Genomic DNA, 23,999 nt, shown 5'->3' on the forward strand with positions numbered 1-23,999 from the left:
TTCGGGCAGACCCCCCGGCCACCCGAACCCGCTCCTTCTCCCCCGATTTCCCCCGTTGCTCCCCCGTGTCCCCCGTTTCCCCCTCGTTCCCCCGTTGCCTTCAGGCCACCAGCTCGCCGAAGGACTCCTCCTCGTCCCGGCCGAAGCTGAGGACCTCGTCTTCCCGCAGCCGGCGCAGTGAGCGCCAGATGCTGGACTTGACCGTGCCGACGCTGATCCCGAGGATGTCGGCGATCTCCGGGTCCGTACGGCCCTCGTAGTAGCGCAGTACGAGCATCGTGCGCTGCGTCTCGGGCAGCCGGGCCAGCGCCTGCCACAGCACGGCGCGCAGTTCCGTGCCGCGCATGGCGTCCACGTCGCCCGCCGTCTCCGGCAGCTCCTCGGTCGGGTATTCGTTGAGCTTGCGCCGGCGCCAGGCGCTGATGTGCAGGTTGGTCATCGTGCGGCGCAGGTAGCCGCCCAGCGCCGCCTTGTCGGTGATCCGGTCCCACGCCCGGTAGGTCGAGAACAGCGCGCTCTGGAGCAGGTCTTCGGCCTCGTGGCGGTCACCGGTCAGGTGGTAGGCGGTCGCGTACAGGGAGGCCCGGCGCTCCTGGACGTAGGCCGTGAACGCCGCTTCGGCGTCCTGGCCCCCGGTCGCGGAGTCCCGTCCCCCCGTGGCCTCCCCGTACGTCGCTCCCCCGCTGTTTCCCCCGCCGTTTCCCCCGTTGGTCCCTCCCAAGGCGTCGATGGCCACCATGTACGGCGGCCTCGGACGCCCGGTGCCGCGAGCGCACCCCCGCCCTCCCCCACGCTCGAACGCGCTCGTGCGGGAGGGGCCCCCATCGGCACCGGACTTCTCCGCCCCGGCCTCGTTCTCCCCCTGCCGGGTACGCGCGCAGGACCGGCCGACGTCGTGGAGACGCGTGATTACTGCGCTGGTCGCGGCCCGGTGCAGTGTGTTCATCTCGCGCCCCCCGTCGGTTGAGCCTGTGCGTGTGCTGGCTTGCGTCTTGAGTCCGGTGTCTTGAGTCCGATGCCTCAAGCCCGGTGTCTTAAGTCGTGGATTTTGCTTTTTGACCGTTTATGCGGTTGTCCGTCTTCTCTTCCGGGGCCTGCTCCTTCCCGGTGCACAAAAGACTGCCGCGGCAGTTTCATGGCGCTGTCCGCCGACTGTCACAGCCCTGTCACAGGGGCGCGGCGGGTGGCGGCCGGGGCGCACCGGGTGCGGCGGCGGCTGCGCCGGTCGAACTCCTGGCGGCCCATGGGCCAGAATGACCGGTGTGCCTTTCCTGTTGCTGATCGAGGACGACGACGCCATCCGTACGGCGCTCGAACTCTCGCTGTCGCGCCAAGGTCACCGTGTGGTGACCGCGGCGACGGGCGAGGACGGTCTGAAGCTGCTGCGCGAGCAGCGCCCGGACCTGATCGTGCTGGACGTGATGCTGCCGGGCATCGACGGTTTCGAGGTGTGCCGGCGGATCCGCCGTACGGACCAGTTGCCGATCATCCTGCTCACCGCGCGCAACGACGACATCGACGTGGTGGTCGGCCTGGAGTCCGGCGCCGACGACTATGTCGTCAAGCCGGTGCAGGGGCGGGTGCTGGACGCCCGTATCCGGGCCGTCCTGCGGCGGGGGGAGCGGGAGTCCAACGACTCGGCGACGTTCGGGGCACTGGTCATCGACCGGTCGGCGATGACCGTCACCAAGAACGGCGAGGACCTGCAACTGACACCGACCGAGCTGCGGTTGCTGCTGGAGCTCAGCCGCCGCCCCGGGCAGGCGCTGTCCCGGCAGCAGTTGCTGCGGCTGGTGTGGGAGCACGACTACCTCGGGGACTCCCGTCTGGTGGACGCGTGTGTGCAGCGGCTGCGCGCGAAGGTCGAGGACGTGCCGTCCTCGCCGACCCTGATCCGTACGGTCCGGGGTGTGGGCTACCGACTGGACACCCCGCAGTGACCGAGCCCACCCCCGGCCGTGGCGCCGGCCGGCCGCTGGGCCGTCTGCTCGGCCGGGCCTCCGGCCTGCTGCGCTGGACCAGTCTGCGGCTGCGCCTGGTCGTCGTCTTCGCGCTGGTGGCGCTGACCGCCGCGGTCTCCGCCTCCGGCATCGCGTACTGGCTCAACCGCAACACCGTCCTGGACCGTACGCAGAACTCCGCGCTGAACGACTTCCGCAAGTCCCTGGAGGACCAGACGCGTTCGCTGCCGCTGCGACCGCGCTGCTCGGAGCTGCGCGGCGCGGCACAGCAGATGGCGGGCGGGCCGCAGGACTACGCGGTGCTGCTGGTCGCCGTGGACGACGAGGGCAAGGAGTGCGCCGCCACCACGGACAAGGACCTGCTGACGCTCAAGACCGTGCCCGAGTCGCTGCGTACGGCGGTCAACGAGAAGCGCAGGATCGACGAGTCCAACCGCTACCCGCACCACATGTACTGGCAGCGCAAGGAGCTGGGCGGCACCCCGTACCTGGTCGCCGGGGCGAAGATGAACGGCGGCGGCCCGACCGGCTACATGGTCAAGTCGCTGGCCACCGAGCGCCAGGACCTCAACTCCCTGGCCTGGTCGCTGGGGATCGCCACCGCGCTGGCGCTGGTCGGCTCGGCGCTGCTGGCCCAGGCCGCGGCGACGACCGTGCTGCGGCCGGTGCAGCGGCTGGGGCACGCGGCCCGGCAGCTCGGCGAGGGCCGGCTGGACACCCGGCTGCGGGTGACCGGCACCGACGAACTCGCCGACCTGTCCAGGACCTTCAACCGGACCGCCGAGCGGCTCGAACAGCGGGTGGCGGAGCTGAGCAGCCGCGAGGCGTCCTCCCGCCGGTTCGTGGCCGACATGTCGCACGAGCTGCGGACGCCGCTGACGGCGATCACGGCCGTGACGGAGGTCCTGGAGGAGGAGGCCGACTCGCTCGACCCGATGATCGCCCCCGCGGTGCAACTGGTGGTCAGCGAGACCCGGCGGCTGAACGACCTGGTGGAGAACCTGATGGAGGTCACCCGCTTCGACGCGGGGACGGCGCGGCTGGTGCTGGACGACGTCGACGTCGCCGACCAGGTGACCGCCTGCATCGACGCGCGGGCCTGGCTGGACGCGGTGGAGCTGGACGCCGAGCGCGGCATCGTGGCCCGTCTGGACCCGCGCCGCCTGGACGTCATCCTCGCCAACCTCATCGGCAACGCGCTCAAGCACGGCGGCTCGCCGGTACGGGTGTCGGTACGGACCGAGGAGACGGCGGCGGGCGAGGACCTGCTGATCCGGGTACGGGACCACGGCCCCGGCATCCCGCAGGACGTACTGCCGCACGTCTTCGACCGCTTCTACAAGGCGAGCGCGTCCCGGCCGCGGTCGGAGGGCAGCGGGCTGGGCCTGTCCATCGCGCTGGAGAACGCCCACATCCACGGCGGCGGGATCACGGCCGCCAACTCCGAGGAGGGCGGCGCGGTCTTCACGCTGCGGCTGCCGATGGACGCCTCCCGGCTGACGGACGAGGCGGGGACCGACCCGGACGACGCGGACGACGCCGCCGATGTCACCGACGTCACCGGCGCCTCCGGTGGGGGCGGGAGCGGCTCCGGGAACAGGAACGGGTCCGGGAGCGGCACCGGGGCGGCTCCGGGGGCGGCTCCGGAATGGGCGGCGGCGGTGGGAGCGGCGGGGCCGGCGGCACCACCGCCGCCCGCGCGGCCGGCCGGCACACGGAAGGCGACCGATGAGGCGGCGCACACACACCTGGCTCACGCGCACGTGGCGTACCCGTACGTGGCGTACGGGCGCCCGGCGTACCGGCACCCGGCCTGCGCGCGCCTGGGGGCAGACGGCCGCGGTGGCGGCGCTCGCGCTCACCGCCGCCGGCTGCGGGATCCGCGGCACCACCGTGCCCGTGGACGCCGGCGGCGCGCCCTCGCGGGTGAGCTGCAAGGTGCCCGCGGGCGCCGGCGCGCCCGACGGCATCCAGGTCAAGATCTTCCTGGGGTGCGGCTCGGCGCTGGCACGGGTGGAGCGTACCGTCGCGCTGCCCAAGGGCCGGCCCGCCACGGACCGTACCGCGGTGGCCCGTACGCTCCTGGACGAACTCCAGGAGCACCCTTCGGCCGCCGAGGAGGAGGCCGGGTTCAGCTCGGCCGTCCCCGCGGAGCTGGAGGTCCTCGGGCGGCGGGCGGGCGACCCGGACAAGGCGCTGCGGCTGAGCATCCGGCCCGATGACCTGCCGCCCTTCGCGCTCGCACAGCTCGTGTGCACGTACGGGGACAGCTCGGCCCTCGGCGGGGACCACTCGGCGGTGCTCGGCGGCCCCGGCGACAGCCCCACCCGCCGCTACGACTGCTCCGCCGACGTCCTGGCCCACCCGAACCTGGGAGTCGGCTGAGTCCCCCGCGTCCCGGCCCGCCTCCGTCGTCGGGGCGGACCGGGCGCGGACGGCAGCGGAACCGCGGCCCCCGGTCGCCGCGTCCTGGCCTGTGTGCAGCGTCATGGCCCAGGCGGCACCGCCGCCCCCCGTTTGCGCGCCGCGGGAGTCCTCCTCCTCGCGGCGCATCTGCTGATCGTCGGCTGGCTGATGCTGCGGCCCCGCACCGTCACCTGGGTCCCGGCCGCGAACTTCACCCCGCTGGCGTCGATCCGCGTGGAGCTGGCCCGCGGCCCCTGGGAGGCCGCGCAGAACCTGGGCGGGGCGATGCTGCTGCTGGCGCCGCTGGGCGTCCTGCTGCCGCTGGCCGCCGGGCGGCTGCATGTCTCGCCGCTGTTCTCCATGCTCCGTACGGTCTTCGCGGGCGCGATGACCGCGCTGCTGATCGAGCTGCTCCAGACCGGTGTGCCGGGCCGGGTGCCGGACGTGGACATGGTGCTGCTGAACACCGCCGGGGTAGCACTGGCGCACCTCCTCGTCGTACCAGGGTTCCGGTCCTGGCTCCGCCGTCGGGATGAGGCGCCCCCGGCCCCCACCCCGAAGATCGCCAGGGTCGGAATGGCCCGGAAGGCCGATGTTCTGGCGGGCTCGCGAACCTACCTTTGAGTCATGGGGCACGCACCTGAAAGGCCCCGCCGAAAACTCACGAGGAGTTGTTCATCATGGCTGCCGCACTGGTCCGTCCCCGCAACGACAGGATGATCGCCGGAGTGTGCGCGGGCCTGGCCCGGCGCTTCGGCACCACTCCCGGGAAAGTGCGCGTGATATTCCTGCTCTCGTGCCTTCTGCCCGGCCCGCAATTCCTCGTCTACCTGGCGATGTGGTTCTTCATCCCGGCCGAGGGCAGCTCCGCCAAAAGCTGGTGATCCGGGCCCCGGAGACGGAATTCCCCACACATACGGCCGCGCCCCGGTCCCGTACGGAAAACATACGGGCCGGGGCGCGGCCGGGACGCGCCGGGGGGTGTCAGCGCTTGACCTGGAGACTCTTGTTGACGAGACCGGGCGGCAGCCCGCCGAGCAGGTCGCCCGGCTTGTTGTCGCCCTCGGCGACCCGGTCGCCCTTGGAGACCTTGCCGGTGATGCTCTTGGCGGCCTTGTCGATCGGCAGCTTCAGACCCCCCACGGAGCCGCTGCCCGGAGCCGAGCCGAGCGCCGCGGCGTCGGCGCAGGCGGGTCCGGCCGCGGCGGCGGCGAAGGCGATACCGAGCGCGGCGGCGCCGAGGGTCTTGATGGTTCCCTGCTTCATCGCATTACGTCCTCGTGATGGGGGTTGAGCCGGCACTGAAACCTAATGACGCGCCGACGCCGCCGCAAACACCCGCCGAAGCGATAAACAGCCCTTCATTCATCGGGCCGGACGCCGCCCACTCCCGCGATATTCCCTTACGCTGAGTAAGGTTCGCTGTTCACGCCGGACGAGGTAGAAGCCTGGCGGAACAGCCATTCGGACCGCAGTTCGGCGTATCCGGGCTTGATCACGTCATTGATCATCGCCAGACGTTCATCGAAAGGAATGAACGCGGACTTCATGGCATTGACGGTGAACCACTGCATGTCGTCGAGCGTGTAGCGGAATGTCTCGACGAGGTGCTCGAATTCCCGCGACATGCTCGTACCGCTCATCAGCCGGTTGTCGGTGTTGACCGTCAGCCGGAACTGCAGACGGCGCAGCAGCCCGATGGGGTGCTCGGCGTACGAGGCCGCGGCACCGGTCTGGAGGTTGGAGGTCGGGCACATCTCCAGCGGGATGCGCTTGTCCCGTACGTACGAGGCCAGCCGGCCCAGCTTGACCCCGCCGTCCTCGGCGACCTGGATGTCGTCGATGATCCGCACGCCGTGGCCCAGCCGGTCGGCGCCGCACCACTGGAGCGCCTGCCAGATGGAGGGCAGCCCGAACGCCTCGCCCGCGTGGATCGTGAAGTGGTTGTTCTCGCGCTTGAGGTACTCGAAGGCGTCCAGGTGGCGGGTGGGAGGGAAGCCGGCCTCGGCGCCCGCGATGTCGAAGCCGACGACGCCCAGGTCGCGGTAGCGGTTGGCCAGTTCGGCGATCTCCAGGGCGCGGGCCGCGTGCCGCATGGCGGTCAGCAGCGCGCCGACCCGGATGCGGTGGCCGTTGGCGCGGGCCCGCCGCTCACCCTCGCGGAAGCCCTCGTTCACGGCCTCGACGACCTCTTCGAGGGTCAGCCCCTTCTCCAGGTGCTGTTCGGGGGCGTAGCGGATCTCGGCGTACACGACGCCGTCCGCGGCCAGGTCCTCGGCGCACTCGGCGGCCACCCGGGTCAGCGCCTCGCGGGTCTGCATGACGGCGCAGGTGTGCGCGAAGGTCTCCAGATAGCGCTCCAGCGACCCGGAGTCGGCCGCCTCGCGGAACCAGACGCCCAGCTTCTCGGGGTCGGTCTCGGGGAGGTTGTCATACCCGGTCTCACGGGCCAGCTCGACGATGGTCGCGGGGCGCAGGCCGCCGTCGAGGTGGTCGTGCAGCAGCACCTTGGGTGCGCGGCGGATCTGGTCGCCGGTAGGGAGGTTGGTGGTCTCGCTGGTCATCTCGGCACTCTAGCCCCTACGCGCGTAGATCACACTGAACGATATGCAACGGTGACCCGTACGCAGGGTGGCCCGCACGCCGCCTTACTGCCATCGTTGCGCTCATGGCTCAGCAAGCGTTGCCGGTGCGCGGTGCCCGGCTGGGAAGACCGCTGGGAACGGCCGGTTCGGGGCAGGCGGTGTGCGGCGTCGCCCTCGTCCTGCCCGAGTGCGGGGTGACCGGCACCCGGCGCCCCTCCCCCTGACGGCACTGGCGGTCCGCCCGCTGGCCGCCCGGCTGGCCCGGGCAGGCCGCAGGGAGGGCCTGGCCGCCCACGTCCTGCGCTACCGCTGCCGGGGCTGGAACGGCGCCGCGGCCGAGCAGGCCCGGGACGCCCGGTGGGCCCTGGAGGAGGTCGTCAGACGCTACGGGGACGTGCCGGTCTGCCTGGTCGGTACGGGCATGGGCGCCCGCGCGGCCCTGCGCTCGGCGGGCCACCCGGCCGTCAGCTCCGTACTGGCGCTGGCACCCTGGCTGCCCGGCCCCGCGAGGAGGAGCCCGAGCCGGTCAAACACCTCGTCGGCCGCGCCGTCCTGCTCGTCCACGGCACGAACGACGAACGCGTCGACCCCGAACTGTCCTACCGCTTCGCCGAGCGCGCCAAGAAGATCAACCGCGATGTCTGCCGCTTCGAGGTCCACTCCGACGGCCACGCCCTCCACCAGCACCGCTCCGAAGTCCTCGCGCTGGCCGCCGACTTCATGCTCGGCTCGCTGTTCGCGCACGCCTACTCCCGCCCGGTCCAGGACGCGCTGGCGGCCCCGCCGCCGCTGGGTCTGCGGATGCCGCTGGCGTCGGGTTTCGGGCTGTCGCTGCGGCACTGAGGGCGCCCGTGCCGCCATCGGCTCCGTAGGGAACGACACCCGCGCAGCGCCCCCGCCGGGGAACCGGAGGAACCGCCTCTCCCCATTACCGTGGGATCAACTGCCCCCGCCGCCCCAGCAGGAACTTCTTGAACGCGGCCACCGGTGCCGTGTCGGGATGGCCGTCCAGCCACGCCACCCCGATCTCACGCACCGCGCGCGGCGCCGTGACGGTCAGCTCCGCCACGCCCGGCCGGGGCACCGCCGGCGGCGGCAGCAGCGCGACCCCGAGTCCGGCCGCGACCAGGCCGCGCAGCGTCTCGGCCTCCTCCCCCTCGAAGGCGACCTTGGGCGTGAAGCCCGCCTCGGCGCACAGCGCGTCGGTGATGCGGCGCAGCCCGTACCCCGGCTCCAGGGTCACGAACAGCTCGCCCGCGGCCTCCGCGAGCCGGATCCGCTTACGGGCGGCCAGCGGATGGTCGTCGGGAACCACCAGCCGCAGCTTCTGCTCGTCCAGGCGGCGGGCGACCAGGTCGGGGGCGTCCGGGACGGGCGAGGTCAGGCACAGGTCCAGGTCGCCGGCGCGCAGCCGTTCGATCATCGCCTCGCCGTAGTTCTGGACGAGCTGGAAGCGTACGCGGGGGTGGTCGGCCCGGAAGGTGCGGATCAGACCGGGTACGGTCTCCGAGCCGAGAGTGTGCAGGAAGCCGAAGGCGACCTTGCCCACGGCCGGGTCGGCGTCGGCCTGTACGGACTCCGCGGCCCGCGTCACGTCGCCGAGCGCGCGTTCGGTGGAGGCGAGGAAGGCGCGGCCGGCCGGGGTCAGGGAGAGCGTACGGCCGTGCCGGGCGAACAGCGCGACGCCCAGATCGGCCTCCAGGCGGACGATGGCGCGGCTCAGGGTGGGCTGGGGCATGCCGAGTTCGTGCGCGGCGCGGGTGACGTGCTCGTGCCGGGCGACGGCCGCGAACTGGGCGAGCCGCGGGGTGAGCGCCAGCGCCCACGAGTCCGCTCCCAGCTCCGCCGCCTCCCCCTTCCCTCCCTCTGTTCCCCTCATGTCTTTTCTGTTGCGATGTTGCGACAGACCCACCCCTGACCTGCGTTCATACTCCACGGCATCAATTATGGCCGTTCAATGCATTGGACGCATGAAAAAGCCGCGGCCTACATTCGGATCATGCCTCCTGCTGATACCGGGGCGTCCGCCACCCAGTGCGCGGACGCCTCCCCCTCGTCGTCCCCTCGTACCGACTCCCGCGCCGCTGCCGCCGCCGGCCCGGCCGACCCCGAGTCCGCCAAGCTGCGCCCCGGCGGCCCCGGCTACCGCCGGATGAGCCTGGCCCTCTTCGCGGCCGGCGTCGCCACCTTCGCGCTCCTTTACTCCACGCAGGCCCTGCTGCCCGCCATCTCCGCGGGCCTGGACGTCACCGCGGACCAGGCGAGCTGGACCGTCTCGGCCGCCACCTTCGGCCTGGCCCTGGGCGTCATCCCGCTCAGCGCCCTGTCCGAACGCTTCGGCCGCCGCGCGATGATGACCGCCTCCCTGACGGTGGCCGCGCTCGTGGCGATGCTGGTGCCCTTCGCCCCGTCGCTGGGCTGGCTGGTCGCCCTGCGCGCCGTCCAGGGCGTGGCGCTGGCCGGGCTGCCGGCCTCGGCGATGGCGTTCCTGGCCGAGGAGGTACGGGCCAAGGCGCTGGTCGCCGCGATCGGTCTGTTCGTGGCGGGCAACAGCATCGGCGGCATGTCCGGCCGGATCGTCACCGGCTGGGTCGCCCAGGCGTGGGGCTGGCGGGCGGCGCTCGGCGCGGTGGGGCTGATGGCCGTGGTGTGCGCGGTGGCCTTCCGGCTGCTGGCCCCCAGGCCCCGGCACTTCACACCCCGTACGGTCGGCCCGCGCGCGCTGGCCCGTACCCTCGCCGGACACCTCGGCGACCCGCTGCTGCGCCGGCTGTACGCCATCGGCGCGCTGTTCATGACGGTCTTCGGCGCGGTCTACACGGTCATCGGTTACCGCCTGGTCGCCGAGCCGTTCAACCTCCCCCAGGGCATCGTCGGTTCGATCTTCCTGATCTACCTGGTCGGTACGGTCTCCTCGGCCGCCGCCGGCAAACTGGTCGGCCGCCTCGGCCGGCGCGGCGCCCTGTACCTGGCGGTCGGCACCACCGCGGCCGGACTGCTGCTCTCCCTGTCCGACGCGCTCGGCGCCGTACTGCTGGGCCTGGTCCTGATCACGGCCGGCTTCTTCGCCGGGCACGCGGTGGCGTCCTCCTCGGTCAGCCGCGCCGCCAAGACGGGCCGCGCCCAGGCGTCGGCCCTCTACCAGAGCGCGTACTACATCGGCAGCAGCCTCGGCGGCACCCTGGGCGCCCTGGCCTTCCACGCGGGCGGCTGGGAGGCCACCGTCCTCCTCGGTCTGACCGCCATGGTCGCCGCCGCGTCCATCACCCTCTACGCCACCCGCAAGGCCGCCGCCGAACGCCGCATCCTGCACCTGGGCAAGGCCGCGTAGGCCCGCGCAGCGGCCACCTGAACACGAAGGGCCCGCCCCACCGTCTGTTCCCGGTGGGGCGGGCCCTTCGTTCGTTCGCGAGCCGCCTATTCCTTGACGGGGAACCCGGCTGTCTCGACAACCACGTCGAAGGGCTCCGGCAGACGAATCTCCTCGCCGAACTTCACCGCTTGCAGCACCCGGTACAGGTCCCTCTCGGGCTCTCCGAACAAGGTGACCGTAGATGCTTCCGGAGCCCAGACGTCCACCAACAGGTACAGCGGCACACCGGCTCGCGCGTACCCGGCGGCCTTGTCGATCCGGTCCTGACAGGCGTTGGTCGGCGAGGTGATCTCGACGACCAATTCGGCGGCAGCGCCGGGGATGAAGTTGCCCGGTTCATCCAGTGCGGCCTCAGGAGCTACTACCAGGTCGGGGATGTACAAGCCCCTGCGAGAGGGAACAGACACTCCGACCGTTTGGTACATCCCCCAGTCCTCGGGCAGAACGCCGGTCAGGGCGCGCTGCAGCTTCCACGCGATCTTGTTGTGCCAGTTCGCAGGAGCAGGTGACACGGTGACGATCCCCTCGATGATCTCCACCTTGCAGCCCTCGGGGCCCTCCGTCTCCTCCCAGAGCCGGAGGAGTGTCTCCCAGCCGTGATCCGGCTCGTGGTGGACGGTGAGTGCGCTCATGGCGGTCTCCTCTATCGGTACGTCACCGATCCCAGCATGCCGAACCGGGGCGGATGCAGTCCATCAACATCTCTCACCCGTACGAGGGCCCCAGCGGCCCCCTCACCCCCCGGCGCTCTCCGGCAGGGCCGCCCGCAGGGCCGACTCCGGCGCCTTCCCGGTCGCCCAGGCTCAGATCACCCGCCGGGCCCTACGGTCCACCGGGAGCGCACGGCGGCGGCCACCACTTCAACGGCTGCGCGCGACCCTCGACGGAGGCGCCGGAGGCGGCTTCTGCAAGACCAGGACAAGTAAGTGCATTACAAACTCAACCGCGTCACCCAACGCTCGGCCCAATTCCGCTGCGCAGTCTCGATGTGCTCGTAGGACGCGATGCGCTTCGCGTGTTCCTGGAGCTTCACGATCTGCTCGGGATGGGAAACGATGGAAAATCCGATACCGATCTGCCAGTATCCAGCAACCATTACCACGTCCCCCTGAACCGACATCATCGCAAAGGTCGGGTTATTCGGACCTGCCCCGAGGAGCCCGCTCTCGCAGCCGGATCCAGCAATGTCCCAGTTCTCGCAAAGCGAAACCCGCGCCCAACGATATGATCGGAATTCCGCCTCGTCCGACGGGTTCATCGAAGTGTCGATGCCGATCAAGAATTCAGGGCGGCCATCGCCTGCCACGGAGAACAGGCCGCATTCATGAGCTACCCTTTCCCACTCTGTATTGATCCTGGAATGCAGGTCCGGCTCGTCGTGACTGATCATGACGTCATGCCTCCCATCCTGCTCATACAGTTGTGTCACATATAGCGCCACCCCAACTGGCGTAAGGTCATCGCGAGTGCCCACCACCTCAATGAAGTTGAAACCGGCAGCGGAAATAGCGTCCAAGATTTCCGGATGCAATGCGCCTGGCATATTTCACCCTCCTTCACTTTGCCCGCCCGTGCGAGCGGCGGAGCGTCATGTCGCTCGACTCGTTCTCGCGGTGCCGGATGGCAACACCTAGCGTTTGGCGTATTTGTAGTACGAGAGGTGATGTGCTGCTCGGTGAGGCGGCCGAGGGCGTCATAGGCGCAGGTGGAAGTTCGGTGCGGTCATGCCGGGCGTTGTACGGCGACGTGATCTCCACGACGAGTTCGGCGGCGGCAGCGGGAACGTGATTCTCGGACACACTCCGGACAAGCGGTTTCGGAACGACGACAAGGTCCGGCATGTACAGGCCCCTGCGCGAAGGCAGGGCGATATGGAGGGTCTGGTAGATCCCTCAGTCGTTCGGAATCACGCTGTACAGCAGACGATGAACCGAGTCCGCGATGTCGTTGTGCTTCGGAGCGGGCGCTGGTGACACGGTGACGATCCCCTCGGGGATCTCCACCTTGCAGCCCTCCGGCCAGTCCGTCTCCTTCCAGAGACGGACAAGGTCCTCCCACTCGCCGTTGCCCGGCGTGCAGGGGGCGGTGACTACGCTCATGGCGGTCTCCTCCATCGGTACGTCACCGATCCCAGCATGCCGAACGGAGCCGGACCCGGTCCATCGACACCGATCACCCGTACGAGGGCCCCAGCGGCCCCCTCACCCCCCGGCGCTCTCCGACAGGGCCGCCCGCAGAGCCGACTCCGGCGCCTCCCCGGTCGCCCAGGCCCAGATCGCCCGCCGGGCCCTACGGTCCACCGGGAACGCACGGCGGCACGCGCGGTAGAGGAGGCCCGGCTGTTCTGCCACGTACCACTCCTCGCCCGCGACCTTCAGGCAGAGATCAGCGGGCGGCATGCCTTCCGCGAAAAGCCTCGTCATCTCATCGACATCGACGTCGAACTTCGAGCGGGCGGCGACGGACAGGCCGTACGTCTCCTGGAACTCCCGGCAGATGTCGCGCGCCGCGTAGGACGGCACGCGGCGCAGCCACCATTCCTCCTCGGGCAACCGGGGAAACGCCTCGATCCCGAAGACCGGCCGCAGCCGCGCGTCGATCTCCTCCAGCTCCGCGACCGTCCGACGCCGGTCGGCCGGACCTGCCGCAGCCGAGTTGGTGATCACCTCGTGGAGGACACTGCGCGCATTGACCTCCACGAGGTAGTCCTCCAGGTCCCACGCGTAGCCGTCGAGGCAGTCCCGCGCGAAGGCCCGCCAACGGCCGACCCTTTCCACGAATTCCATCAGCGCACCTCCCGGAGGCCGGGACGACTCACCGATGCGCCCGGTTTCGCCACCGTCTCTACCTGCCGCTCTCGTTGTCCATGTATTTATGCGCGTCCATGATGGTTTCACCGGGACGGAAGTAGCTGGTGATTTTTCCGTTCTGCGCGATGGCCAATCTGCCTTCCGGGTCCATACGCAACACGGCACCATCGGATGAGCGGATCACTTCACGAACGCCCTGTGGTGGCACAGGATCACGGAACAACCTCTCCGAGTCCGCCACATAGCGCCCGAATCCATCGTCGTTGTCATGCTGGTCCTGGTATTCCGGCATATCAGGTTTCCCGTCCCTCGCACCTTCTCCGTAAGCGTGCTTGTCGTAATGTTCATCCACTGTGGTGACGTCCCATTTGTACGGCGCAAGCCCGAGCGGGTCGCTCCATACGTGCGGGTTGTGGACGTACGCGACCGGATTGGGGGCCGGGTGCAGCCCCAGGGGGTCAGGAGTGGCATATCGAGCCACTTCAGGGTCGTAGTAGCGGTTGAAGTTGTAGTGGAGGGCGGTTTCCGGGTCGAAGTACTGACCCGGAAAGCGGAGCGGTGTGTAGGCGGTACTGGCCGCGGTCCAGGCCGCCAGCCCCCACAACGTGCTGCGGCTACGCCACGAGATGTGACCGCTTTCGTCGACGAGTTCGGTGGGGGCGCCTACGAGGTCGGTGACGATCGCGAAGAACCGCTCGGCGACCTCGGTGTCGGTCATGCCGGTGAGGCGTTCGCGCTGGGTCAACGGCTTCAGGCCGCGGTGGTCCCATGTGAGCGTGGCCCGCGTCTTCTGACCCTGGACGGATGTGGTCTGTTCGCACAGGGTGGTGCCGTCCCAGGTGAAGTCCACCTGCTCGGCGACGCCGAGCCCGTCACCGGTCAGGCGTTGCTTGGCGGTGCGCCGGCCCAGGGGGTCATAGGTGTAGCGCCAGGTGGTGCCGTCGGGTGTGACGCAGGAGACGAGACGGTTCTCGGCGTCCCATGTGTAGTGCCAGGTGTCCGGCTTCCGTGACAGGCGGCTCTTTTGACGCAGGATGGTGCGGCCGGCCGCGTCGTATTCGTAACGGATTCCTCCGGCGCGGCTCAGGCGGGTGCCGGCGTAAAGGCGCTCACCTCGGGCCTCGGGGGCCGGGTGACGGTCGGGCCAGGCCGCGTGGCTCTGGTTCCCGGCCGCGTCATAGGCGTAGGTCTCGCTCCAGTTACGGGCGAAGACGGTGACCACACGGCCCGCGGGGTCCAGTTCGAACCGACGGCGACCGTTGATGTGATCGTCCACGCCCGTGAGATGTCCGTCCGCGCGGTAGGTGTACGCGCGGCGCTGAATGGTTTCGGTCACCGAGGCGACGTGCTGGTCGGTGAGACGGCCGCGGGCGTCGAAGCTGTGGGTGAAAGTGATGTCTCCGAGGGTGCGGGACAGTTCCTGGCCGAGCGCGTCGTGCGTGAAGGTCAGGGTGCGGCCGGAGACGTCGAGTCCGCAGCGACGCCCCGCGGCGTCGTACGTCCAGGTGCTGACCGCGCCGGTGGGGGTGGTGCGGGACGTACGACGTCCCAGGGCGTCGTAGCCGAAGGCAGTGGTGCGTCCGTTCACCGTCTCGGTGACGACCCGTCCGAATTCGTCGCGGGTATAGCTCAGTTCACTGCCCGGTGCCGTGATCCTGATCGGCTGGCCGGTCGCGTCGTACGTGAAATGGGTGAGTTCCCCGTCGACGTCTTTGGTGAGGGTGCGGCCGAGGATGTCGTACTGATAGCGAATGGTGTGATTCAGCGGAGTGGTACGGGAGACCAGGCGCCCGACTCCGTCATACGCATAGGCCTGAGTGCGACTGTCGAAATCCGTTTCCGATATCAGCCGGCCTGCGAGGTCGTACTCGTAATGCCAGGCCAGCCCCTGCTGGTTGGTGACCTTCGTGAGCCGCAGTTCGGTGTCGTGGAGGAATTCATGGCGTGCCCCGTCCGGGTCGGTGCGCGTCTTGAGCTGGTCGAAATGGCCGTATTCGAATGTGGTGACCTGGCCCAAGGGGTCGGTGTGTGTGATGCAGTTGCCCTCGCCGTCGTAGGACCAGCTTTCCTGGGTGCTGTCGGGGTTGATCCTGGACAGCAGGAGCCCTTCGGGGGTCCACCGGTAATGCGTGGTGTTGCCGAGGGGATCGGTCAGGGTGGCGGTGCGGCCGAACGCGTCTCGGTGGAAGGTTGTGGTCGCACCGAGCGCGTCGATGACCGTCAGAGGAAGGCCGCTGTCGTCGCAGGTGACACGGGTGGTGTTCCCCAGCGGGTCGGTGACCGTGGTGAGGTGGCCGTGCCGGTCGTAGGTGAAGCGGGTGGAGTGTCCGGCGGGATCCGTGACGGCGGTCCGGTTGCCCCTGGCGTCGTACTCGTACCGGACGGTCCGGCCTTCCGGACCGGTGATCTCCGCCGGCAGGCCCAGGTCGGTGTAGACGGTCGTGGTGGTGGAGCCGTCGGGGTGGACGACGGACACCAGGTGCCCGTCCTCGTCATAGGTCAGCCGTGTGACGGCACCCAGAGGGTCGGTGATCAGAACGGGACGGTCGTGCGTGTCATAGACGGTCCGGGTGGTGTGACCGAGCGGATCGGTGACGGCGATGACCTGTAGCTCTTCGTTGACGAGGTACCGGGTGACGGCACCCTGCCCGTTGGTGTGCGTGGTGACACGATGGCCGCTGTCCGCGTCAGTCTCGTCATAGGTGAACCGGTTCGCCAGGTGTCCGTCAACACCGGACTGGGCGGTGCAGCGGTGACGGTCGTCGTAGGCGTACTCGTACCGGGAGTCGTTGGAGTCCACCCAGGCGGTCAGGCGGTGCTCGGTGTCGTATGCGAAGCGGGTCGTCGCTCCTGCGGAGTTGGTGACGGAAATGAGGTCGTCGGCCTCGTCGTGCCCGTAAGAGACCAGTAGCTGATCCGACCCGTCGTCGCCGGCGCCCGCCAGGTGCACCGTCGTGAGGCGGCCCCGCTCGTCACAGGTCAGCTTCAGCTCATGGCCGGCGCTGTGCCGGATCGCGTACGGAATGCCGTTCTCGTCCGCGTAATCGAAGGTGATCCGGTGCCCGTTGCGGTCGGTGATCTCATCGGGCAGGGCCAGGCCGGGTGCGTGTGGCGCGTCACTGAAGTAGTGGGTCCGGCCGCTCTGCGGGTCGTTGACGGCCCAGTCGCCCTGCGGCGTACGCATCAGGGGCCACCGCGGACCGCTCTTCGGCACAACCCGCTCACCGGCTTCGGGGAGCGGGTAGCGCAGCAGCATCCCCGTCTCGGTAACGAAGACGATGCCCTCGTCGTCGATCTCCAGGCGCTGGTCCACCGTGGAATACCACGAAGGCCCGATGTGCCGTCCGATGCGGGTCGAGGACTCGTACTTGCGGGTGAAGGTCAGCGGCAGGGCGCCGGGCAGGGAGATGTCGGTCTGGTTCAGGAACACCTTGCCCGTGGCCAGGTCGACCGGGTCGGTGCCGTCCGTGCTCTTGCCCTCGTCCTCGCGGGTCTTGTCGCGGGGGTGGTCGGCGTCGGCCTGCTTGGCCGCCTCGCTCTTCGAGGGAGCTTTGGACCGGGCCCGCGAGGACGGGCCACCGCCGCCCTTGGGTCCCTTGGGGTCCTTGTGGTCGCCCTTGCCGATGCCCTTGAAGTGGTCGGAGAGCTTCTGGTCGTTCTCGTGGTGGTTCTTGGCCATCTGCTTGACGCCGCGGGTCATGTTGTCGTCGAGGTGGTGGGCGGCGTTCTTCACGCCCTTCTCGATGCCCTCGATGACCTTGTCCAGCATCGCGTTGGCCGCGTCCGCGATGGCGTCCTTGCCGCGGGTGCGGCCGTGGTGCCCCCTGGCCTTGCCGATCTTCCCGCCGGCCTTGTGGCGGAAGGCGCCGCCCGCGCTCTGCAGGCTGGTGACGACCCGGTCGTGCTCGTCCTTGTCGAAGCTGAACCCGCCGCTCGCCCCGCCGCCCCCACCGGACCCGCCGCCGCTGCCGGCGCTGAGGAGCTGCATCGGGTTGGCGGCGGCGTCCTTGGCGGCGCCCTTGGCGTCCTGCACGCCCTGCTTGAAGCCGTCCTTGCCGGCCTGGGCGGTACGGCCCAGGTCCACCCCGTCCTGCACGCCCAGGGCGTTGGCGCCGAGCTGGACCACCAGGTCGCCGACCATCGCCCCCAGCGCCTCCTCGACGGGGGTCAGGGCGATGCTGACGACCTGCTCGGCGACCTGCTGGCAGACCTCCTTGAACAGCCGCTTGACGATCACGCGGGTGGCCTGGGTCGCGGCCAGCGCCCCCACCTCGGACAGGCCCAGGGTGAAGGGGGCCGCGGCCTGTGCGGCGATCACCTCCGCGGCCAGGATGCCGAGCTGGACGATCGCCCCGATCTTGGCGCCCTCGATGAGCACCGCGACCCCGTCCAGGGCGGTGGCGGCCAGCCGGCCGCAGTCCGCCAGGCCCTTGAGATGGGTGCCGTTGATCTTGCCCCAGTGGGCGTTCAGCGCCTCCACGGCCAGCGAGCCGCCGGCCGACTCCACCAGGCCCTGGATGGCGGTGTGCGCCTCGTTCGCGCCCTCGTCGATGTCCTCGGCGAACTCCCGCATGGCCTCGGCCATCTCGCGGTAGTCGTCCTCGTCCACATTCGGCCACGACACCCCGATGATGTCGAGAACCTCATCCGCCCACCCAGGCAGCACAACACCCATACGAAAAACACGCCCCCGTAGAACCAACCGTCAACCGATCAGATGCTCTCACCTGGGTGAACGGTTCCTGTAACCGGGAAAAGCGTGCATGGGCAGGCCCCCGCCGCCGCTGGGGGACGGGGCGGGGGCCTGGTCGAGGGAGCCGGCGGGGGCGGGGCCGTCGGGGTTTCGGTGAGCCGGTGTGGCCGGTCGGGCCGGTCGGGCCGGTCGGCCGATGCGGGCCGGTCAGCCGTTGCCGCCGGGTCAGCCGATGCGGTCGAGGATGATGGGGTTGGGGGTGAAGTCGGTGCCTTCGGGGGCGATGAGGACGTTGCCGTCGAGGGCTTCGAGGGCGTAGCCGAACTTCTCCGGGGTGTCGGTGTGGAGGGTCAGCAGGGGCTGGCCGGCGGTGACCTTGTCGCCGGGCTTGGCGTGCATCTCGATGCCGGCGCCCGCCTGCACCGGGTCCTCCTTGCGGGCGCGGCCGGCGCCCAGGCGCCAGGCGGCGATGCCCACCGCGTAGGCGTCCAGCGTGGTCAGGACGCCGGAGGAGGAGGCGTTGACGACGTGCTGCTCGCGGGCGACCGGGAGGGTGGCGTCGGGGTCGCCGCCCTGGGCCTGGATCATGCGGCGCCAGTGGTCCATGGCCGAGCCGTCGGCCAGCGCCTTGGCGGGGTCGGCGTCGGGGAGGCCGGCGGCGGTGAGCATCTCGCGGGCCAGGGCGAGGGTGAGTTCGACGACGTCGGCGGGGCCGCCGCCCGCCAGGACCTCGACGGACTCGCGTACTTCCAGCGCGTTGCCGGCGGTCAGGCCGAGGGGGGTGGACATGTCGGTGAGCAGGGCGGTGGTGCGCACGCCGTGGTCGGTGCCGAGTCCGACCATGGTGGAGGCCAGTTCGCGGGCGTCGTCCAGGTTCTTCATGAAGGCGCCGGAGCCGACCTTGACGTCCAGGACGAGCGAGCCGGTGCCCTCGGCGATCTTCTTGGACATGATGGAGGAGGCGATCAGCGGGATGGCCTCGACGGTGCCGGTGACGTCGCGCAGCGCGTAGAGCTTCTTGTCGGCGGGGGCCAGGCCGTCGCCGGCCGCGCAGATGACGGAGCCGACGTTGCGCAGGACGTCCATCATCTCGTCGTTGGAGAGCAGGGCGCGCCAGCCGGGGATGGACTCCAGCTTGTCCAGGGTGCCGCCGGTGTGGCCCAGGCCGCGGCCGGAGAGCTGGGGTACGGCCGCGCCGCAGGCGGCGACCAGCGGGGCGAGCGGGAGGGTGATCTTGTCGCCGACGCCGCCGGTGGAGTGCTTGTCCGCGGTGGGGCGGGGCAGGGACGAGAAGTCCATGCGCTCACCGGAGGCGATCATGGCCGCGGTCCAGCGGGCGATCTCCGTACGGTTCATGCCGTTCAGCAGGATCGCCATGGCCAGCGCGGACATCTGCTCGTCAGCGACCTCACCGCGCGTATACGCGTCGATGACCCAGTCGATCTGCTCCGGGGTCAGTTCGCCGCGGTCGCGCTTGGTACGGATGACGGAGATGACGTCCATGGGGACTTCCTTTCGAACGGTTATCTCCTGTTCTACACGCATAGATCGTGGAGATCGAGAGGAGAGGGGGATCAGGGGAGGGTGGGAGGGGGTTGCGGGGGCTGAAAACAGCCGGCCGGGCCGCCGTGTACGGGCGGCCCGGCCGGGTGCGGAGTCAGCGGTTCAGGTGCTGCGGCCCGAAGGCGTCCGGGAGCAGTTCGGCCAGCGGGCGGATGCCCGCGGCGGTGTCCACCAGCAGTTCCGGGCCGCCGTGCTCGTACAGGAGCTGGCGGCAGCGCCCGCACGGGACCAGCAGCTCGCCCGCACCGTCCACGCAGGTGAAGGCGGTCAGCCGGCCGCCGCCGCCGGCGAAGAGGGCGGAGACCAGACCGCATTCGGCGCACAGGCCGATGCCGTAGGAGGCGTTCTCCACGTTGCAGCCGGTGACGGTACGGCCGTCGTCGACCAGCGCCGCGGCGCCCACGGGGTAGCCGGAGTACGGGGCGTAGGCCCGGGACATCGCGTCCCGGGCCTGCGCACGCAGTGACTCCCAGTCGGGAGCTGTGGTCACTTGCCCTGGCCTCTCCGGTAGGGCTTGCCCACGGCCTTGGGTACCCGTAGCCGTTGCGCGGCCAGCGAGAGGACCAGCAGCGTGGCGATGTAGGGCGCGACGCCGACGATCTCCAGCGGGACCGTGTCGGTGGTGGCGTACCACAGGCCCAGCAGGGCCGCGACGACCAGGCTGACGATGCCCTGGACGCGGTGGCCGCCGCGCAGCTTCCACGCCGCGAGGCCGACGAGCAGCACCGCGAGCAGGAGCAGCAGGGCGTGCACGGTGGGGCCGCCGCCGCGCAACTGGAGCGCGTCCATGAAGCCGAACAGGCCCGCGCCCATGGCCACGCCGCCCGGCCGCCAGTTGCCGAAGATCATCGTGGCCAGACCGATGTAGCCGCGCCCGCCGGTCTGTCCGTCCTGGTAGATGTGGACGTAGATCGCCAGGAAGGCTCCGCCGAGGCCGGCCAGCGCGCCGGAGACCATGACCGCCACGTACTTGTACGTGTAGACGTTCACGCCCAGCGACTCGGCCGCCACCGGGCTCTCGCCACAGGACCGCAGCCGCAGGCCGAAGGGCGAGCGCCACAGCACGAAGAAGCTGAGCACGAAGATGATCACGGACAGGACGGTCAGCCACGAGACGTTGCTGACCAGCGAGCCCAGGATGCCGGCGAGGTCGGAGACCAGGAACCAGTGGTGCTTCTCGATGGACAGGAGCCAGTCGGACAGGCCCGGCACGGTGAAGGTGGGCATGTCCGCCATCGGCGGTGACTGCTTGTCGTTGCCGCCGGCCGCGGCGGCCTCGCTGCCTTCCGCGCCGAACCACAGCTTGGCCAGGAACTGGGTCAGTCCCAGCGCCATGATGTTGACGGCCACACCGGAGATGATGTGGTCGACGTTGAAGGTGACGGTGGCGATCGCGTGCAGCAGTCCGCCGAGCGCGCCGCCGACGATGCCGGCCACCGCCGCGGCCCACGGGCCGTGCTGCCAGCCGACCGCGCCGGCCGAGAACGTGCCGAGCATCATCATGCCTTCGAGGCCGATGTTGACCACGCCGGAGCGCTCGGCCCACAGGCCGCCCAGACCGGCCAGGCCGATCGGCACGGCGGCGTTGAGCGCCGCGGTGTACTGACCGGATTCGGTCAGCGCGTTGGCACCGGTGATCACGCGGAGCAGCGAGAGCAGGATCAGCCCGCCCGAGGTGATCAGCAGGATCTTGGGGTAGGAGAGCCTGGTCCGTACGGACGCGGCCCGTGACGTGTTGCCGTCGGTCCCCTTGCCGACCTTGGCAGTGAGGTTCTGGCTCACGCGGACACCTCCGCCTTGTCGGTCTTACGGGCCTGGGCGGCGAGCTCTTCGCCGACCCGCCGCTGCTGGAGCTTGAGGCCGTACCGCCGTACGAGTTCGTAGGCGATGACGACGCACAGGACGATGACGCCCTGCATCACGCCGACGATCTCCTGTTCGTAGTCCTCGAATTCGAGCTGGGTGCCGGTGCGCTCCAGGAAGCCCCACAGCAGGGCGGCCACGGCCATGCCCACCGGGTGGTTACGGCCCAGCAGCGCGATGGCGATGCCGGTGAAGCCGATGCCGACGGGGAAGTCGGTGCCGTAGTTGTAGGAGACACCGAGCAGCGTCGGCATGCCGATCAGGCCGGCCGCCGCGCCGGAGAGCAGCATGGAGGTGAGGACCATGCGCTTGACGCTCACGCCGCTGGCCTCGGCCGCCGACTCGGACTGGCCCACGGCCCGCAGGTCGAACCCGAAGCGGGTGCGGCCCAGCACGAACCAGTACACGACACCGACGATCACGGCGACGACCAGGAAGCCGTCGATGGGGTCGGGTGTGGTGGGCAGGGTGAAGAAGTGGCTGGAGGCAGGGATGTTGGGCGTGTGGAAGAGGTTGCCGTCCTTCTGCGCGAGGCGGCCGTCCTGGAGGAAGTAGCCGATGACCGCCGCCGCGATGGAGTTCAGCATGATCGTGGTGATCACCTCGCTGACTCCGCGGGTGGTTTTCAACAGGCCCGCGATGCCCGCCCAGATGGAGCCGACCAGCATCGCGACGATGATGATCAGCGGGATCTGGAGGAAGCCGGGCAGGGTCAGCGCGCCGCCGACCACGGCGGCGAAGAACGCCGCGATGCGGTACTGGCCGTCCACGCCGATGTTGAACAGGTTCATCCGGAAGCCGATGGCGACGGCCAGCGCGGACAGGTAGTACGGGATCGCCTTGTTGATGATCCATACCTGGCTGTCGCTCTTGGAACCGAAGTCGATCATGACTTCGAAGGCGTGCAGCGGGTCCTTGCCGGTGATCGCGATGATCGCCGACGTGATGACCAGGGCGGCGACGATCGCCAGGACGGGCGCCGCGATCCCCAGGATCAGCTTGTTCTTGTCGAGCTTCTTCACCGGGACTCGCCTCCGTCCTCAGTCGTGTCCTGGGCGCCGCGCGCAGACTCCGCCGCGTCTTCCAGGTGGCCGGTAGCGGCGCCGGTCATGGCCGAGCCCAACTCCTCGGGGGTAATGGTGGCGGGGTCCGCGTCCGCGACGAGCCGGCCGCGGTACATCACCCGCAGACTGTCGGACAGGCCGATCAGCTCGTCCAGGTCGGCGGAGATCAGCAGGACGGCCAGCCCTTCACGGCGGGCCTTGCGGATCTGGTCCCAGATCTGGGACTGGGCGCCGATGTCCACGCCCCGGGTGGGGTGCGCGGCGATCAGCAGCTTGGGGTCGTGGCTCATCTCGCGGCCGAAGATCAGCTTCTGCTGGTTGCCGCCGGAGAGCGATGCCGCGGTGACCTCGATGCCGGGGGTACGGACGTCGTACTCGGCGACGATCCGCTCGGTGTCGGCACGTGCGGCCTTGATGTCCAGCAACCGGCCCTTGCTGTTGGGCTTCTCGGTCACATGGCCGAGGATACGGTTCTCCCACAGGGGAGCCTCCAGCAGCAGCCCGTGCCGGTGGCGGTCCTCGGGGATGTAGCCGATGCCGCCCTCGCGGCGGCTGCGGGTGGGCAGCTTGCCGATGTCCTCGCCGTCCAGGACGACGGTGCCCTCGTCGGGGATCCGCATGCCCATGACCGCCTCGACCAGCTCGGCCTGGCCGTTGCCCTCGACGCCGGCGATGCCCAGGACCTCGCCCTTGCGGATGGTCAAGGAGACGTCGTCCAGGACGGTGCGCTGGACGCCCTCCGCGTCGGCGGCGGCCAGCCGCAGACCGCTGACCTCCAGCATCACGGTGTCGGTGACGGTCGACTCGCCGGTCTGCGGGGAGGGCAGCTCGCTGCCGACCATCAGCTCGGCCAGTTGCTTGGGCGTGGTCTCGCTGGGGACGACGGACGCCACGGTCGTACCGCGCCGGATGACGGTGATGTCGTCGGCCACCGACAGCACCTCTCCCAGCTTGTGGGAGATGAAGATGACGGTCAGGCCCTCGGCCTTGAGCTCGCGCAGGTTGTCGAAGAGCGCGTCGACCTCCTGCGGGACCAGGACGGCGGTCGGCTCGTCCAGGATGAGCGTACGGGCGCCGCGGTAGAGGACCTTGAGGATCTCCACGCGCTGGCGGTCGGCGACGCCGAGGTCCTCCACGAGGACGTCGGGGCGCACGCCCAGGCCGTACCGGTCGGAGATCTTGAGGATCTCGGCACGGGCCCGGCCGCCGATGCCGTGCAGCTTCTCGCCGCCCAGGACGATGTTCTCCAGGACGGTGAGGTTGTCGGCGAGCATGAAGTGCTGGTGCACCATGCCGATGCCGCGGGCGATGGCGTCGGCCGGGCTGTGGAAGCTGACCTGCTCGCCGTCGATGGTGATGGTGCCCTCGTCCGGCTTCTGCATGCCGTAAAGGATCTTCATCAGGGTGGACTTGCCCGCGCCGTTCTCGCCGACCAGTGCGTGCACGGTGCCGCGGCGGACGGTGATGTCGATGTCGTGGTTGGCCACGACGCCGGGGAACCGCTTGGTGATTCCACGGAGTTCTACGGCAGGTGCCACGGCGGGGGCACTGACTGCCTGGGTGCTGGACGCTTTGATGGCGCACTCTCCTCGGGGGACAGGGAGTGGTAAGGAGGGACGGGCGGGGAAGCGACGACGACAATAACGCCATATCGCCTCAACACCACGCTACGCGCGTAGCG

The 23,999-nt window shown here is 69.9% G+C and carries 19 protein-coding genes and 2 pseudogenes; 7 read left to right on the forward strand and 14 right to left on the reverse strand.

Annotated features, from left to right (window positions below; genetic code table 11):
* Positions 1-100 precede the first annotated feature (100 nt).
* Positions 101-946, reverse strand: coding sequence for a SigE family RNA polymerase sigma factor (locus tag KGS77_RS12535; RefSeq protein ID WP_242581013.1), 846 nt, complete (start codon positions 944-946; stop codon positions 101-103).
* Positions 947-1,262: 316 nt separating this feature from the next.
* Here KGS77_RS12535 and afsQ1 point away from each other — a divergent pair, with 316 nt between their 5' ends.
* The 5 genes and pseudogenes from afsQ1 to KGS77_RS12555 all read left to right on the forward strand — a co-directional run bounded on the left by afsQ1 (position 1,263) and on the right by KGS77_RS12555 (position 5,251).
* The gene (afsQ1, locus tag KGS77_RS12540; RefSeq protein WP_242581014.1) at positions 1,263-1,940 is read left to right on the forward strand and encodes a two-component system response regulator AfsQ1; all 678 of its coding nucleotides are present in this window, start codon (positions 1,263-1,265) and stop codon (positions 1,938-1,940) included.
* Positions 1,941-2,008: 68 nt separating this feature from the next.
* Positions 2,009-3,460 (forward strand): annotated as a pseudogene (locus KGS77_RS12545) (HAMP domain-containing sensor histidine kinase); the annotation flags it as partial.
* A 751-nt stretch (positions 3,461-4,211) separates the two neighbouring features.
* On the forward strand, positions 4,212-4,346 hold the full coding sequence (locus KGS77_RS34615) for a hypothetical protein (RefSeq protein ID WP_277994217.1): 135 nt from the start codon (positions 4,212-4,214) through the stop codon (positions 4,344-4,346).
* 132 nt (positions 4,347-4,478) lie between these two features.
* Positions 4,479-4,991, forward strand: a complete 513-nt coding sequence (locus tag KGS77_RS12550; RefSeq protein ID WP_277994218.1) for a VanZ family protein — start codon at positions 4,479-4,481, stop codon at positions 4,989-4,991.
* A 56-nt stretch (positions 4,992-5,047) separates the two neighbouring features.
* Positions 5,048-5,251 carry a PspC domain-containing protein gene (locus KGS77_RS12555; protein WP_242581016.1) on the forward strand — a complete coding sequence of 68 codons (204 nt, stop codon included), beginning with the start codon at positions 5,048-5,050 and terminating at the stop codon, positions 5,249-5,251.
* A 100-nt stretch (positions 5,252-5,351) separates the two neighbouring features.
* Here KGS77_RS12555 and KGS77_RS12560 read toward each other — a convergent pair whose 3' ends face one another.
* Both KGS77_RS12560 and KGS77_RS12565 read right to left on the reverse strand, forming a co-directional pair.
* Positions 5,352-5,633 carry a hypothetical protein gene (locus KGS77_RS12560; protein ID WP_242581018.1) on the reverse strand — a complete coding sequence of 94 codons (282 nt, stop codon included), beginning with the start codon at positions 5,631-5,633 and terminating at the stop codon, positions 5,352-5,354.
* A 137-nt stretch (positions 5,634-5,770) separates the two neighbouring features.
* Positions 5,771-6,931 (reverse strand): adenosine deaminase, encoded by a 1,161-nt coding sequence (locus KGS77_RS12565; RefSeq protein ID WP_242581019.1) that lies wholly within the window; start codon positions 6,929-6,931, stop codon positions 5,771-5,773.
* Between the two features lie 104 nt (positions 6,932-7,035).
* Between KGS77_RS12565 and KGS77_RS12570 the strand changes: the two are divergent.
* Positions 7,036-7,795 (forward strand): annotated as a pseudogene (locus KGS77_RS12570) (alpha/beta hydrolase).
* An 85-nt stretch (positions 7,796-7,880) separates the two neighbouring features.
* Here KGS77_RS12570 and KGS77_RS12575 read toward each other — a convergent pair.
* A complete protein-coding gene (locus tag KGS77_RS12575) occupies positions 7,881-8,831 on the reverse strand; it encodes a LysR family transcriptional regulator (RefSeq protein WP_242581020.1) in 951 nt (316 codons plus the stop codon).
* Between the two features lie 120 nt (positions 8,832-8,951).
* On the opposite strand from KGS77_RS12575, the gene KGS77_RS12580 reads away from it, so the two are divergent.
* Positions 8,952-10,283 carry an MFS transporter gene (locus KGS77_RS12580; protein WP_242581021.1) on the forward strand — a complete coding sequence of 444 codons (1,332 nt, stop codon included), beginning with the start codon at positions 8,952-8,954 and terminating at the stop codon, positions 10,281-10,283.
* Positions 10,284-10,369: 86 nt separating this feature from the next.
* Here KGS77_RS12580 and KGS77_RS12585 read toward each other — a convergent pair whose 3' ends face one another.
* The 10 genes from KGS77_RS12585 to KGS77_RS12630 all read right to left on the reverse strand — a co-directional run bounded on the left by KGS77_RS12585 (position 10,370) and on the right by KGS77_RS12630 (position 23,856).
* Positions 10,370-10,957, reverse strand: a complete 588-nt coding sequence (locus KGS77_RS12585; RefSeq protein WP_242581022.1) for a Uma2 family endonuclease — start codon at positions 10,955-10,957, stop codon at positions 10,370-10,372.
* Positions 10,958-11,256: 299 nt separating this feature from the next.
* Positions 11,257-11,868 (reverse strand): hypothetical protein, encoded by a 612-nt coding sequence (locus KGS77_RS12590; RefSeq protein ID WP_242581023.1) that lies wholly within the window; start codon positions 11,866-11,868, stop codon positions 11,257-11,259.
* Positions 11,869-12,217: 349 nt separating this feature from the next.
* Positions 12,218-12,424, reverse strand: coding sequence for a hypothetical protein (locus tag KGS77_RS12595; RefSeq protein ID WP_242581024.1), 207 nt, complete (start codon positions 12,422-12,424; stop codon positions 12,218-12,220).
* A gap of 102 nt (positions 12,425-12,526) precedes the next feature.
* Positions 12,527-13,111, reverse strand: a complete 585-nt coding sequence (locus tag KGS77_RS12600; protein ID WP_242581025.1) for a hypothetical protein — start codon at positions 13,109-13,111, stop codon at positions 12,527-12,529.
* A 58-nt stretch (positions 13,112-13,169) separates the two neighbouring features.
* The gene (locus KGS77_RS12605; protein ID WP_242581026.1) at positions 13,170-17,759 is read right to left on the reverse strand and encodes a DUF6531 domain-containing protein; all 4,590 of its coding nucleotides are present in this window, start codon (positions 17,757-17,759) and stop codon (positions 13,170-13,172) included.
* Between the two features lie 294 nt (positions 17,760-18,053).
* The gene (locus KGS77_RS12610) at positions 18,054-19,331 is read right to left on the reverse strand and encodes a thymidine phosphorylase (protein WP_242581027.1); all 1,278 of its coding nucleotides are present in this window, start codon (positions 19,329-19,331) and stop codon (positions 18,054-18,056) included.
* A 154-nt stretch (positions 19,332-19,485) separates the two neighbouring features.
* Positions 19,486-19,881 (reverse strand): cytidine deaminase, encoded by a 396-nt coding sequence (locus KGS77_RS12615; protein WP_277994219.1) that lies wholly within the window; start codon positions 19,879-19,881, stop codon positions 19,486-19,488.
* Positions 19,878-21,173, reverse strand: coding sequence for an ABC transporter permease (locus tag KGS77_RS12620; protein ID WP_242581028.1), 1,296 nt, complete (start codon positions 21,171-21,173; stop codon positions 19,878-19,880). Before KGS77_RS12620 ends, KGS77_RS12615 begins: the two co-directional genes overlap by 4 nt.
* Positions 21,170-22,276 (reverse strand): ABC transporter permease, encoded by a 1,107-nt coding sequence (locus KGS77_RS12625; protein WP_242581029.1) that lies wholly within the window; start codon positions 22,274-22,276, stop codon positions 21,170-21,172. The genes KGS77_RS12620 and KGS77_RS12625 overlap by 4 nt, the downstream gene beginning before the upstream one ends.
* Complete coding sequence (locus KGS77_RS12630; protein ID WP_242581030.1) at positions 22,273-23,856, reverse strand: ABC transporter ATP-binding protein; 1,584 nt, start codon at positions 23,854-23,856, stop codon at positions 22,273-22,275. The genes KGS77_RS12625 and KGS77_RS12630 overlap by 4 nt, the downstream gene beginning before the upstream one ends.
* Positions 23,857-23,999: the final 143 nt, after the last annotated feature.

It is taken from the genome of Streptomyces sp. MST-110588, from assembly GCF_022695595.1.
Taxonomy (GTDB): Bacteria; Actinomycetota; Actinomycetes; order Streptomycetales; family Streptomycetaceae; genus Streptomyces.